The organism is Streptomyces sp. CWNU-52B, from assembly GCF_047444975.1.
GTDB lineage: Bacteria > Actinomycetota > Actinomycetes > Streptomycetales > Streptomycetaceae > Streptomyces.
In genome coordinates, this window is sequence record NZ_JBLFJV010000005.1 from 349,994 (window position 1) to 362,534 (window position 12,541).

The following is a 12,541-nucleotide window of genomic DNA, read 5'->3' on the forward strand; positions in this document are numbered from 1 at the left end:
CGCCCTGGTGTCGTACGGCCGGGCCGGGGCACCTGGGGACGGGAGGCAATGATGAACGGAAGTACGTTGACGCGAGGCAGCCGGGCGGGGAAACGAAAGGCTGCCCCGGCGATCGACAGCGCGGCTCGGGCCGGTTTCACCGCACGCGGTGTCATCTACGTGCTGGTGGGCCTGCTGGCGCTGCAGATCGCCTTCGGCGGCAGCGGGAAGCAGGCGGACCAGGGAGGCGCGCTCCAGGAGGTCGCGGGGAAACCCTTCGGCGCGGTGATCCTCTGGGCACTGGGCGTCGGACTGGTCGGCATGGCGCTCTGGAGGCTCTCCGAAGCGGTCTTCGGCGCGGCCGGCCCCGACGGCGGGAAGGTGACGAAGCGGCTGATGTCGGCGGCACGCGCCGTGTTCTACGGCTTCGTCGCCTACTCCGTGCTCTCCTTCGCCGCCGGTACCGGTGGGAGCGGTTCGAGCGACGGGAAGTCCCGGGACGCGACGGCCAAGGCCATGGACCTGCCCGCCGGGCGGTGGCTGGTGGGCGTGGCGGGCGTGGTGATCCTGTGCGCCGGTGTGTGGATGGTGGTGCAGGCCGCGCGCCGGAAGTTCCACAAGCACATGAAGACCGGTGAGATGACGCGCCGCACGCGCCGGACGGTCGATGTGACGGGTGTCGCCGGCGGGGTGGCCCGCGGCCTGGTGTTCGCCGTCGCCGGAGGCTTCGCCGTCCGGGCGGCCGTGGACTACGAACCCGACAAGGCCAAGGGCATGGACGACACCCTGCGGTCGTTCACCGAGACCCCGGTGGGCCCGTGGCTGCTGGTGCTCGTCGCGGTCGGCCTGATGCTGTTCGGGGTGTTCTCGTTCGCGATGGCCCGGTGGCGCAAGGTCTGAGGGGCGCGCTCGCACGGGCGGTGTCCCGGATCCGACCGGATCCGGGACACCGCCCGTGTCGTGTCAGCGAGGCAGTCCGGCGGGCGCGGTCGCCCACCGGGTGTTCGGCTCGGCTGCGAGGCCGAACCTGAGGGTGCCGCCGTTGCGCAGGAGGCCGCCGTCCGTCCATGACCGGTCGTACGCGCGGCCGTCGAGGCGGACCGCGTCGACGTACGGATGCGTGGCGTCCGCGAGCGGCGCGTCGATGACGATGTCGGCGTGGCCGGGCCGGTCGATCACCGCGTGCGGGAACAGCGGGGCGCCGAGCAGCAGGTTGGCGGTGCCCGGCGTCTGCGGGTAGATGCCGAGGGCCGAGAAGACGTACCAGGCGGACATGGTCCCGAGGTCGTCGTTGCCGGGCAGCCCCGAGGGGCCCGTGCCGTAGACGGTGTCGAGGATCTGCCGCACGGTCGCCTGTGTCTTCCAGGGCCGGCCCAGCGCGTTGTACAGCCAGGGGGCGTGGATGCCGGGCTCGTTGGTCGGGTCGTAGCGCAGCGCGTCGCCGCCCTTCACCGACCAGGAACCGTCGGCCTTGTGGAAGAACCCGTCGAGCCGGGCCGCGGCGGTCTCCCGTCCGCCCATCGCCTCGGCGAGACCCTGGACGTCCTGCGGCACCATCCAGGTGTACGTGGCACTCGTGCCCTGGGCGAATCCGCGGTCGCTGCCGGGGCTGAACGGCGTGACCCACGAACCGTCCAGGTTGCGGGCCTGGATGTAGCCCTCGGTGCCCGCTCCGTCGGTGGCCTGCGGGTTGTAGACGTTGCGCCACCAGCTGCCGCGCTCCGCGAAGGCGGCGGCCTGCTCGTCGAGGCCGAGCAGCTTCGCCCAGCGGCCGAGCGCGTCGTCGGCGACCGCGTCCTCCAGGGTCTCGGCCGCGCCGCCCCAGCAGTGGCAGACGTCCTGCGCGGCGTACCCGGAGGCCATGTACTGGGCCAGGTTGGGCCGCTGGCCGGTGCACTGGCCGGGGCAGCCGGCGTCGGAGAGCCCGTCGGGGTGCGGCACGGTGGCCTGGCGGGCCAGTGAGTCGAAGGCGCCGCGGTAGTCGAAGTTGCGTACCCCCATGGCGTAGAAGGTGGCGAGCGTGGCCGCCGTGGGGTCGCCGGTCATCACGTGCGTCGCGCCGTTGATGTGCACCCAGCGGTCCCAGACCCCGCCGTTCTGCTGCGCGAAGTTGTAGAGCGACTGGGCGAAGTCCCCGGCGATCCGTGGCTTGAGCAGGGCGAGCAGTTGTATCTGTGCCCGGTACTGGTCCCAGCCGGAGAAGTTGCTGTACTGCGCCCCCTGCCCGCGTGCGAGGCGGTGCGCCTTGCCGTCCATGCCCGGGTAGCGGCCGTCGGTGTCGCTGACCAGGTTGGGCTGCATGAGGGAGTGGTAGAGCGCGGTGTAGAAGGAGGTGAGCTGGGCGGTGCTGCCGCCGCCGGTCCGTACGGAGCGCAGCTCCTTGTCCCAGGCCCGGCTGCCGGCCGCGGCCACGTCGTCGACGCTCGCCCGCGGCCTGATCTCCTCGCGGAGGTTCGCCTCGGCTCCCGCCTGGCTCACGTACGAGATGCCGAGCCGCATGTGGACATCGTTGTCGGAGCCGGTGTCGAAGCCGACCCAGCCGCCGGACCCGCGGCCCGCGCGGTCCGCGCCCGTCGCGTAGCCCTCGCCGCCGCCGCCCGTGGTGGCGCCGGGGGAGAGGGTGCCGTCGTGCCACGTACCCGTGGTCGAGAAGGCACGGTCGAACGACGCGCTGAAGTAGAGCCGGTAGTAGCTCTTGCGGTTGTTGGTGCCGCCGTTGGCACGCCGGCCGCAGAACGCGCCGGTCAGCACCGAGCCGGTCACCTTGCGGTGCGCGCGGTCGATCTCGACCTGGGCGTCCTCGCTGCCGTTCAGCGAGTTGGACACCCGGAAGAGCAGGTTGGCGGGCTTGTCGGCGGGGAACGTGAAGTCGGCGACGCCGGCCCGCCGGGACACCGCGAGATCGGCGCGGGCACCGGAGTCGAGCCCCACGGAGTAGCGGCCGGGCACGGCCCGCTCGTCGTCGTGCGAGAAGTTCGCCGCGTACACGGAGTCCGTGGTGTCGGCCGAGGGCGACGAGGTGACGTCCCCGACGAACGGCATGATCGGTACGTCGCCCGCGGCGCCCGGGTTGCAGCCCGCGCCGTTGACATGGGTGAGGCTCAGCCCGCGCAGCCGGGTCGCGCCGTACTCGTAGCCGTTGGCCGCGCCGGTGCTGGTCTGGTCGCCCCGCGTACTGGTCGGCGACCAGCCGATCATGCCGTACGGGAGGGTGGCACCGGGGTAGGTGTTGCCTCCGTTGGCCGAGCCGATGAGCGGGTCGACGTACGCGGTGGGGCGGTCCGGGGCGCCGGCGGCGTCGGCCGCGGAGGAGACCGGGCCGGACAGTGCGGCGGCGAGTGCGGTGGTCAGCGTGAGAGCGGCGGCTCTCCTGCCGAACTTCCGCGCCACGGCGGTGGATCTGAGGACCATGTGCCAGGGAACCTTCCGTGAGGACGGACAGCGGGACCGGCCGCCTGACGACGGATCGGCCCCGCGGAGTGCCGCCGACGAGCGTAGAACGCCGGAACGCGCAGCGAACCCAAGAAAGCGCCAACCTCAATGAACGGCCGATGAACCCACAACGCACGAGCCCCCGCAAGGGGCGCGGGGAACGGCGCGCTCAGCCCCCAGCGAGGTGCACACGGCATCGAGCCGAGCCCGTAGGGGGCGCGGGGAACGGCGCGCTGAGCGCCAGGCGAGGTGCACATGGCATCGAGCCGAGCCTGTAGGGGGCGCGGGGAACTGCGCGCTCAGCCCCCAGCGACGTGCACACGGCATCGAGCCGAGCCCGTAGGGGGCGCGGGGAACGGCGCGCTGAGCGCCAGGCGAGGTGCACATGGCATCGGCCCGAGCCTGTAGGGGGCGCGGGGAACGGCGCGCTGAGCGCCAGGCGAGGTGCACATGGCATCGGCCCGAGCCTGTAAGGGGCGCGGGGAACTGCGCGCCCAGCCCCCGGCGACCCGCACCCGGCAACGACGACAACGCCCCGCACGGGGACCGCTGAGGTCCACTCGGACTCGGACGGCCACGGCCACAGCCACGGCCACGCCGGTCCAGGAAGGGCCCCGCCACCCCACGGCGACGGAGCCCGTCCAACGGAGAACGTGCCGATGTCAGGCCGTGTGCAGCGTCAGCCCGAACCGGTTGAGGATCTCGTTGATCGGCTGGTACCAGGTCTCGCCCCCGGTGGAGCAGTTGCCCCAGCCGCCCGACGTGACACCCTGCGCCTGGTCACCGCTGATGAAGGAGCCACCCGAGTCGCCCGGCTCCGCGCAGACACTGGTCTTGGTCATCTGGTGCACGGCACCCTGGCTGTAGTTGACGGTCTCGTTCTTGGCCAGCACCGCACCGCAGTGCCAGTGCGTGGTAGAGCCCGACCGGCAGATGGAGGCACCGACCGGAGCCTCGTTGGAGCCGCGCACGAGCTGGTCGGAGACCGTGCCCCAGCCCAGCACGACGGGCACCGTCCACCAGCCGCTGCCCACGTTGACCCAGGCGTAGTCGTTGTCGGGGAACGAGGAACCCTGGATGTTGCCCACATAGGTGCGGTCCCAGCCGCTGACGCTCTGCCCCGCTCCACCACAGTGCCCGGCGGTGACGAAGCCGCCCTGCACCGAGAAGCCGATGGAACAGCGGACGTTGCCGGTGTAGAAGGGGTCACCGCCGACCGTCCCGGCCGCGAAGGTCTCGGGCGCCGAACTGGTCTCCTTCACGGTCACGGGACCTGTCGCCCGAGCCCGCGCGAGGAAAGCGCGGACATCGTTGTCAGCACGCTGTGCGGCGACGACGCCCACGACCACCGAGCTCGACTCGGCGTCGACGTACCAGTTGCTGACTCCCTCGGGCGCGGCCAGCTTGTCGATGCGTGTCTTGGCGGCGTCGAGCTGCCGCGCGCTGTACTTGACGCCGCGGACGCTCGCGCCGGTCTCACGCACGGAGTCGAGAGTGGCGGACGAGGCGCCGGTCTTGACGGCGACGGTCAGCTTCCCGCTCTCGGCGTCGAACCAGGAACCTCCGTACGCGGCTCCCGCCGCGCGCCGGGCCTTCGGTTCGGTGGCGGTGGCCGTCTTCTCGGCGGCGAGCCGCGCCTCGGCCCCGGCCTGCGTCAGGCCGAGGTCCCGGCGCATGGCGTCGATGAGGGCGCCGGAGGCGGGTGCTTCGGAGGTGGGGGTGGCTTCGGGGGCGACGGCGGCCGAGGCGGGCCCGGCGACGACGGTCGCCCAGGTGCCTATCAGGAGGAGGGAGGCCAGGCCGGTGCTCAGGGTCGTGGTGCGTCTCAAGGCGATAGCCCTTCGTTGTTCCCGCAAGGTGGGGGCGGAACAGCTGAACTGATGAGAGCGCTCTCATTGAATCGGGGCAGAGCTTAGCGGCCAACCACCGTCAGGTACATACCAAGAGCATGAGGAGACACGGACCGCCCGCCCACCGGATCGGCGGACGGGCGGAATGCCGGAATCGGCAGCGGTTCCACGGCGGTTCGGCAGTGGTTCCGCGCGGTTCTGTGGCGGGTCAGCGTGCGAGAGGAATGCCGTACGCGCGCTCCACCCGGAGCCGCAGGACGAGCCGGCCGTCGTGGACCATGGCGGCCCGGTAGTCGTTCCAGTCGGGATGCTCGCCCCGCACGTCCCGGTAGAGCCTGATCAGTTCCTCCACGGTCGCGTCGCCGGGGTCCTGCGCCACGGGCGAGAGATCGGCGGTGCCTTCGGCGACGGTGTAGGCCCAACGGTCCGCGCTGGTCACGTGGTACGAGGCCCGTGGGTCCCGGCGCAGGTTGCGCGTCTTGGCGCGGCCGTCGGTGAGCGAGACGCGCACGATCCGTTCGTCGGGGTAGTAGGCGTGGTTGACGTTCGAGAGCTGCGGGCGGCCGTTGCGCCTGAGCGTCGTCAGCACCCCGCCGTCGTACTCGGAGAGGAGGTGGAGCAGTGCGTCCTGGCCGGCGTCATCCGTCATGAGCTGAACAACGCCGGTGACGGCACCGGGCATTCCGCCCGTCCGGGTGAGTCCGTGGGTTCCTCCGAGTACCCGGACCACCTGGACCACCTGGAGTTGTGGAGCACCCGAGCGGGGCGGCCGGGGCTCAGGAAGCGGTGCAGGAACCGATCGCCGGAGCCGATGAGTTGCCGTTCTTCATGACGGTGAACCCGAAACTCGTCGACGCGCCCGCGGAGAGGTTCCCGTTGCCGTTGGGCTTCATGGTCATGACGTTGCCGCTGGAGTCCCAGGTGGGCGTGCCGTTCCAGGTCGCGCTGATCTTCTGCGGGGAGGTCACCGTGACGGTCACCGTCCAGCCCGTGATGGCGGTACCGCCCGCGGTCACCGTCACCTGGCCGTTGAAGCGGTCGCTCCACTCGTTGGTCCTGCTGTACGACACGGTGCAGGCGCCGTCGCCGCCCCCGCCACCGGAGCCGCTGCCGCCGAGCGCGGTGAGGACGGAGGTGTAGGCGGCCTTCTTGGTGTAGTTGCCGTCGAACAGCAGGGGCGTGCCGCTCGCACGCCAGGAGTACTTGTCCGTGACGCCCCAGACCGTGATGCCGGTGCAGCGGGAGACGCCGAGGCAGGCGTTCACCACGTTGCTGTAGCTGGTGGCCTGTGCCGTGCCGGAGCCCTCGATGTCCAGCTCGGTGATCTGCACGTCGACACCCAGGTCGGCGAAGCGCTGAAGGTTCGCCCGGTAGTCGCCGGGCACGGGCGAGGCGCTGTTGAAGTGGGACTGGAAGCCCACGCAGTCGATCGGCACGCCGCGCGCCTTGAAGTCCTGTACCAGGTTGTAGACGGCGTTGCTCTTCGCGTTGACACCGTCGGTGTTGTAGTCGTTGTAACAGAGCTTCGCGGCCGGATCCGCCGCGCGCGCGGTGCGGAACGCCTCCTCGATGAAGCCGTTGCCGAGCTTGTCCTGGAACGGCGAGCTGCGCCGGGCGCCGCTGCCACCGTCCTGGAAGGCCTCGTTGACGACGTCCCAGGAGTGGATCTTTCCCTTGTAGTGGGACATGACCTGGGTGATGTGGTTGTTCATCGCCGTTCTGAGGTCGGTGGCGCCGAGTCCGCCGACCCAGCCGGGCAGTTGGGAGTGCCAGACGAGGGTGTGCCCGCGGACCTTCATGCTCCTGCTCTGGGCGTGGCTGACGATCTGGTCGGCGGATCCGTACGAGAAGGAGTTGCGGCTGGGCTCGACCGCGTCCCACTTCATCTCGTTCTCGGGGGTGACGGAGTTGAACTCCGTGTCGAGCGTCGAGGCGTACGCGCCCTCGCTCAGGTGGTTGGCCGCGACCGCGGAGCCGAAGTAGCGGCCCTTCTCCGCCGCCGCGGCGCCGAGGGTGCTCGCCGCCGTGGCCGTGCCCGCGAGAGCGGTGACGCCTGCCGTGGCGAGCAGGCTCGCCATGCCGAACACCAGGGCTCTTCGGACGCGGGAGCGGCGGGACGGGCGAGGCGGGCGGGGCTGCGGTGCGATCCCGTGGTCCGCGAAGGTGCGGATGGCCATGTCGACCCCTTTCGTCGGGTTCTGCGAATGTCTTCGCGTTCGATCGATTCGAAAGTTTCGAGCAGGTTTCCGACTGGCTGCGCAGACCTTACGGTCGGCGCATGGGAGCGTCAACGGGCTGTGCCGCAATGGATTTTGGATGGCTCAAGATGGTCGGCGCGCCTCATGTGTCTCACCCGTGCCCTTGCCGGGTGCTTGCTTCTTCTCTACGTTCCGCAGAACAATCGTCAAATACAGCGAATGTTTCGAAGATGCCCGCGCGTCGTCTCGGCGAAGGGCACACGAGGGTGTCGGGGCAGGGCGACCGGGGTCTGGTCCAGCGGAACGCTCTACGGCTTGCGGCCCACTCCGGCGTACGCGTCCACCGTCGAGCTGGGGGAGTCCGGACGCCACCGGGTGACCTGGGTGACGCCGGGTTCGACCAGATCCAGCCCCTCGAAGAAGCTCGCGATCTCCTCGACGCCGCGCACGTGGTACGGCACCGCCCCGCTCGCGTTGTACGCCTCCGAGGCGGCGATCATGCCCGCGCTGGTGGCCGTGCTGTCGCTGATCACCAGGTAACTCCCGGACGGCAGACCGGACATGAGCCGTGCGACCAGCTCGCGGGCCTTGTCGAGGTCGGCGACATGGCCGAGCGTGTTGAGGATCATCAGGGCCACGGGCTGCGACAGGTCCAGCGTGCGCGCGGCCTCGTCGAGGATGGCCGCGGGCTCGTACAGGTCGGCGTCGATGTACGCCGTCCGGCCCTCGCGCGTGCTGGTGAGCAGGGCGCGCGCGTGGGCGAGTACCAGCGGGTCGTTGTCGACGTACACGATCCGCGCGTCGGGGGCCACGCTCTGCGCGACGTCGTGGGTGTTGTCGGCGGTGGGCAGTCCGGTGCCGACGTCGAGGAACTGCCGGATGCCCTGCTCGCCGGCGAGGTGGCGGACCGCGCGGCCGAGGAACTGACGGCTCGTGCGTGCCACGTCGACCAGACCGGGGAAGATCTCCTTGATGTGGTCGCCGATCTCCCGGTCCACCTCGTAGTGGTCCTTGCCGCCCACGAAGTAGTTCCAGAACCGCGCCGAGTGCGGCTTCTCCGTGTCGATCCGGTCCCGTATCCCGGCAGCGGCGGCGAGCTGGGGGTCCTGGTCCGTCACGGGAGAGCCTCCTGGGGGTCGGGTGCCGGTGCTCACCCGTCAACCTAGTGGAACGCTCCGGCCGATCACCCGTGCGCGAGCGGGTGGGCGAAGCGCACCGGACGGTTTTGGCCATCTCCCGGTGGGGCCCCGAGCCGGCTGTCCGGGCGCGGGCCCGGTGCCGGGCCGAGCCCGGTCGCGACGCCGGCTACCGCTGGGCCTTCTTGTCCTTGACGCGTGCCGCTTCCTTGCGGACCTCGGCCTGGGTGGCGCGCTCCTTCCGGAGCCAGTCCGGAGAGTCCTTCTTCAGCGCCTCGATCTCGTCCGTGGTGAGGGCGTCGGTCACACCGCCGCGAGCGAGCCCCGCGATGGAGACGCCGAGCTTCGCCGCGACCACCGGCCGGGGGTGCGGGCCGCTGCGCCGCAGCTCCTGCAGCCACTCGGGCGGATCGCTCTGGAGCGTGGTGAGCTCGGAGCGCGAGACGACACCTTCCTGGAACTCGGCGGGTGTGGCCTCTAGGTACACACCCAGTTTCTTGGCCGCGGTCGCGGGCTTCATCGTCTGGGTGTTCTGGTGCGACGTCATGCCGTCAAGGGTATCGAGCATGTGAACCGGCGCCGACCACGGCGGGTAACCTGGCCAGGTGACAGGCTCGGAAGATTCCCCTTCGTTCCGGCTCGCGTATGTCCCGGGAGTGACGCCCAGCAAATGGGTGCGGATCTGGAACGAGCGGCGGCCCGGCGTCCCCCTGACTCTCCTCGCGGTGCCCGCCGACGAGGTCTTCGCGGTACTGCGGGGCCCTGACGCCGACGCGGGCCTCGTCCGGCTGCCGGTCGACGGTACGGATCTCAGCGCGATCCCCCTCTATGCCGAGACGACCGTGGTCGTCGTCCCCAAGGACCATGTCGTGGCCGCGGTGGACGAGGTCACCGCCGAGGACCTGGCGGACGACATCGTGCTGCATCCCCTCGACGACACCCTCGGCTGGGAGAGCCCCCCGGGCCGCCCCGCGATCGAGCGCCCCGCCACGACCGCCGACGCGGTCGACCTGGTGGCGGCCGGAGTGGGCCTCGTCGTCCTTCCGCAGTCGATCGCCCGTCTCCACCACCGCAAGGACCTCACGTACCGGCCGGTCACGGACGCCCCGGAGTCGCGGGTCGCCCTGTCGTGGCCGCAGGAGCGGACCACCGACCTGGTGGAGGACTTCATCGGGATCGTCCGGGGCCGCACCGTCAACAGCACACGGGGCCGCGCACAGCCCTCCGACGACCCGAAGGCCGCACGCGGCGACAAGTCCGCACGCGGCGCGAAGGCGGGAGGCCCCGACAAGGGCGCCGCCCGCCGCAAGCCCGCCGCGGGCAAGGGCACCGGCAGGAACCCCCGGACGGGCTCCGGCGCCGCCAAGGGAGCCAAGCCCAAGCGGGGCAAGCCCCGCCGGCACTCGTAACCCGGGGAAACGGGCGCCACGGACGGGACGGGGATGGTAGAAGCAGGACATGACCACTTGTTCCACCCGTACGTGCGCCCGTCCCGCCGCCGTCATCCCCCTTCTCACCGCCGCCCGCACCCTCTCCCCGGAGGGCGCCCGATGACCGCGGGCATCGACACCCCCGACCGCAGGGGCCGTACCGGACTCGACCGGGTCGGCCTGGACCTGACGGGAAACCCCCGGGTCAAGGTGCGGGACGTGACACTGCTGTCCTGCCACTGGTACGTGGAGCGCACCACGACGTTCGACCTCCAGCTCGCCGACGGCACCTGGTCCACCCAGGAGCGCGAGACGCACGACCGCGGCAACGGCGCCACGATCCTGTTGTACGACACCGCACGCGAAACCGTGCTGCTGACCCGGCAGTTCCGTTATCCGGTGTACGTCAACGGACACCCCGACGGCATGCTCGTCGAGACACCGGGCGGCCTGCTGGACGAGGACGACGAACACCCCGAGGTCGCCGTACGGCGCGAGGTCGTCGAGGAGACCGGGCACACGGTCGGTGAGGTCGAGCGGGTCTTCGACGTCTATATGAGCCCGGGTTCGGTCACCGAGCGGGTGACCTTCTACGCCGCGTCCTACGGACCGGGCACCCGTACCCACGAGGGCGGCGGTCTGGACGAGGAGGGCGAGGACATCGAACTGGTCGAACTGCCCTTCCGGCAGGCCCTGGCCATGATCCGTACCGGCGAGATCGCCGACGCGAAGACCATCATGCTGCTGCAGTGGGCGGCGCTGGACGGGCCGTTCAGCAAGTGAGCCGGTGAGCTGGTGAGCCGTGGCCGGTGATTCCGTGAGTCCGGCCACCGCCCGTCAGCGGAGCAGCAGTTGGACGAGGGCGACGGTGCCGACCGTGACGATGAGGCAGCGCAGGACCAGGGGGCTGAAGCGGCGGCCGACGGAGGCCCCGATCTGCCCGCCGAGCGCGGAACCCACGGCGATCAGGGCGACGGCCGCCCAGTCGAAGTCCGCGACGAAGAGGAAGAAGGTCGCGGCGACGGTGTTGACGACGGCGACCAGGACGTTCTTGACGGCGGTGAGGCGCTGCATCGTCTCGTCCAGGAGCACCCCCATCAGCGACATGTAGATGATCCCCTGCGCGGCGGCGAAGTAGCCGCCGTAGACGCTGGCGAGGGTCAGGCCGATGAACAGCAGCGGGCCGCCGTCCCCACCGGCGGCCGTCTGCGTCGGGGCGGACGCGGACGTGGACGCGGGAGCGGGCACGGGAGCGGCGACGGCGGCCGACGCGCGGCGACGGCGCAGCCGCCTGGTGATCAGCGGCTGGAACGCGACCAGTACGAGGGCGAGGCCCACCACGACCGGCACGATCTTCTCGAACGCCGACGCGGGCAGGGCCAGCAGGAGCACGGCACCCGTGAACCCGCCGATCAGGGCGCCGACGCTCAGCCTGAGGATGCGCCGCCGCTGACCGCGCAGTTCCTTCCGGTAGCCGAAGGCTCCGCTGACGGCGCCGGGGATCAGACCGAGCGCGTTGGAGACCGTCGCGGTGACGGGGGACAGACCGGTGGCGAGCAGCACGGGAAAGGTGATCAGGGTTCCGGAGCCGACGACCGTGTTGACGGCTCCCGCGCCCACGCCTGCCGCGAACACGCCGATCGCCTCGACAGGTGTCACGCGGCGCCTCGGAGGGTGCGGGGCGGACGGCCCAGGGCGGTGAGGGCGGTAGAGGCGGTGTCCATGGCGACGACGCCGGACGGTGGACGCTTCGGCACCCGCCGAAGCCCGCCGTCCGTCGTCCCCCGGGCCGCCGAGCGGCGGATCACTCGAACCGGGACGTGTCGCCCGCGCCCTTGCGTACGATCTCGGCCTCGCCGCTGGAGAAGTCGATGACCGTCGTCGGCTCGGTACCGCAGTCCCCGGAGTCGATCACCGCGTCGACCGAGTGGTCGAGCCGCTCCTTGATCTCCCAGCCCTGGGTCAGCGGCTCCTCCTCGTCGGGCAGCAGGAGCGTGCTCGACAGGAGCGGCTCGCCGAGTTCGGTGAGCAGGGCCTGGGCGACCGTGTGGTCGGGGATGCGGACCCCGACCGTCTTCTTCTTCGGGTGGAGCAGCTTGCGCGGGACCTCCCTGGTCGCGGGAAGGATGAAGGTGTAACTGCCGGGCGTGGACGCCTTGATGGCACGGAACACGTCGTTGTCGACCTGTACGAACTGGCCGAGCTGCGCGAAGTTCTGGCACACGAGCGTGAAGTGGTGACGGTCGTCGAGCCGGCGGATGGAGCGGATCCGGTCGATGCCGTCACGACTGCCCAACTGGCACCCCAGCGCGAAGCAGGAGTCCGTGGGATACACGACGAGCGCACCCGCGCGAATGGAGTCGGCGACCTGGGTGATGGTCCGCTGCTGAGGATTGTCGGGATGAACATCGAAGTACTTTGCCACCCGCCGAGCTTAAGCCCCTCGTCCCGGCCCCGCGCAGCGCCCCGCGCCCCCGCGGGCGGAAGCAGGGGCGCGGGGCTGTGACATGTGCCGC

Annotated in this window: 11 protein-coding genes; 3 read left to right on the forward strand and 8 right to left on the reverse strand. The window is 71.0% G+C overall.

Annotation, left to right across the window (positions count from 1 at the left end):
• Positions 1–51 precede the first annotated feature (51 nt).
• Positions 52–879: a DUF1206 domain-containing protein gene (locus ACLVWQ_RS04415; RefSeq protein WP_414106809.1), complete on the forward strand. Its 828-nt coding sequence runs from the start codon at positions 52–54 to the stop codon at positions 877–879.
• Between the two features lie 63 nt (positions 880–942).
• On the opposite strand, the gene ACLVWQ_RS04420 is transcribed toward ACLVWQ_RS04415, so the two are convergent.
• From ACLVWQ_RS04420 to ACLVWQ_RS04445, 6 genes are all read right to left on the reverse strand, one after another.
• Positions 943–3,390, reverse strand: coding sequence for a GH92 family glycosyl hydrolase (locus ACLVWQ_RS04420; RefSeq protein ID WP_414106810.1), 2,448 nt, complete (start codon positions 3,388–3,390; stop codon positions 943–945).
• A gap of 683 nt (positions 3,391–4,073) precedes the next feature.
• Positions 4,074–5,240: a S1 family peptidase gene (locus ACLVWQ_RS04425; protein WP_414106811.1), complete on the reverse strand. Its 1,167-nt coding sequence runs from the start codon at positions 5,238–5,240 to the stop codon at positions 4,074–4,076.
• 229 nt (positions 5,241–5,469) lie between these two features.
• Positions 5,470–5,910 (reverse strand): PPOX class F420-dependent oxidoreductase, encoded by a 441-nt coding sequence (locus ACLVWQ_RS04430; protein WP_414106812.1) that lies wholly within the window; start codon positions 5,908–5,910, stop codon positions 5,470–5,472.
• Between the two features lie 127 nt (positions 5,911–6,037).
• Positions 6,038–7,339, reverse strand: coding sequence for an endo-1,4-beta-xylanase (locus ACLVWQ_RS04435; RefSeq protein ID WP_414107392.1), 1,302 nt, complete (start codon positions 7,337–7,339; stop codon positions 6,038–6,040).
• A 428-nt stretch (positions 7,340–7,767) separates the two neighbouring features.
• The gene (locus tag ACLVWQ_RS04440) at positions 7,768–8,577 is read right to left on the reverse strand and encodes an SAM-dependent methyltransferase (protein ID WP_414106813.1); all 810 of its coding nucleotides are present in this window, start codon (positions 8,575–8,577) and stop codon (positions 7,768–7,770) included.
• A gap of 187 nt (positions 8,578–8,764) precedes the next feature.
• Positions 8,765–9,163, reverse strand: coding sequence for a DUF5997 family protein (locus ACLVWQ_RS04445; protein WP_414106814.1), 399 nt, complete (start codon positions 9,161–9,163; stop codon positions 8,765–8,767).
• A gap of 37 nt (positions 9,164–9,200) precedes the next feature.
• On the opposite strand from ACLVWQ_RS04445, the gene ACLVWQ_RS04450 reads away from it, so the two are divergent.
• Both ACLVWQ_RS04450 and ACLVWQ_RS04455 read left to right on the forward strand, forming a co-directional pair.
• On the forward strand, positions 9,201–10,004 hold the full coding sequence (locus ACLVWQ_RS04450) for a LysR family transcriptional regulator substrate-binding protein (RefSeq protein ID WP_414106815.1): 804 nt from the start codon (positions 9,201–9,203) through the stop codon (positions 10,002–10,004).
• A 141-nt stretch (positions 10,005–10,145) separates the two neighbouring features.
• Positions 10,146–10,808: an NUDIX domain-containing protein gene (locus ACLVWQ_RS04455; RefSeq protein WP_414106816.1), complete on the forward strand. Its 663-nt coding sequence runs from the start codon at positions 10,146–10,148 to the stop codon at positions 10,806–10,808.
• A gap of 54 nt (positions 10,809–10,862) precedes the next feature.
• On the opposite strand, the gene ACLVWQ_RS04460 is transcribed toward ACLVWQ_RS04455, so the two are convergent.
• Positions 10,863–11,684, reverse strand: a complete 822-nt coding sequence (locus ACLVWQ_RS04460) for a sulfite exporter TauE/SafE family protein (RefSeq protein ID WP_414106817.1) — start codon at positions 11,682–11,684, stop codon at positions 10,863–10,865.
• Positions 11,685–11,829: 145 nt separating this feature from the next.
• The gene (locus tag ACLVWQ_RS04465) at positions 11,830–12,450 is read right to left on the reverse strand and encodes an L-threonylcarbamoyladenylate synthase (RefSeq protein ID WP_414106818.1); all 621 of its coding nucleotides are present in this window, start codon (positions 12,448–12,450) and stop codon (positions 11,830–11,832) included.
• Positions 12,451–12,541: the final 91 nt, after the last annotated feature.

Bases quoted from the DNA above. Each gene is read 5' to 3' on its own strand.
- ACLVWQ_RS04455 (WP_414106816.1), top strand. From the start codon at position 10,146: ATGACCGCGGGCATCGACACCCCCGACCGCAGGGGCCGTACCGGACTC.
- ACLVWQ_RS04415 (WP_414106809.1), top strand. From the start codon at position 52: ATGAACGGAAGTACGTTGACGCGAGGCAGCCGGGCGGGGAAACGAAAG.
- ACLVWQ_RS04445 (WP_414106814.1), bottom strand. From the start codon at position 9,163: ATGCTCGATACCCTTGACGGCATGACGTCGCACCAGAACACCCAGACG.
- ACLVWQ_RS04430 (WP_414106812.1), bottom strand. From the start codon at position 5,910: ATGACGGATGACGCCGGCCAGGACGCACTGCTCCACCTCCTCTCCGAG.
- ACLVWQ_RS04420 (WP_414106810.1), bottom strand. From the start codon at position 3,390: ATGGTCCTCAGATCCACCGCCGTGGCGCGGAAGTTCGGCAGGAGAGCC.
- ACLVWQ_RS04435 (WP_414107392.1), bottom strand. From the start codon at position 7,339: ATGGCGAGCCTGCTCGCCACGGCAGGCGTCACCGCTCTCGCGGGCACG.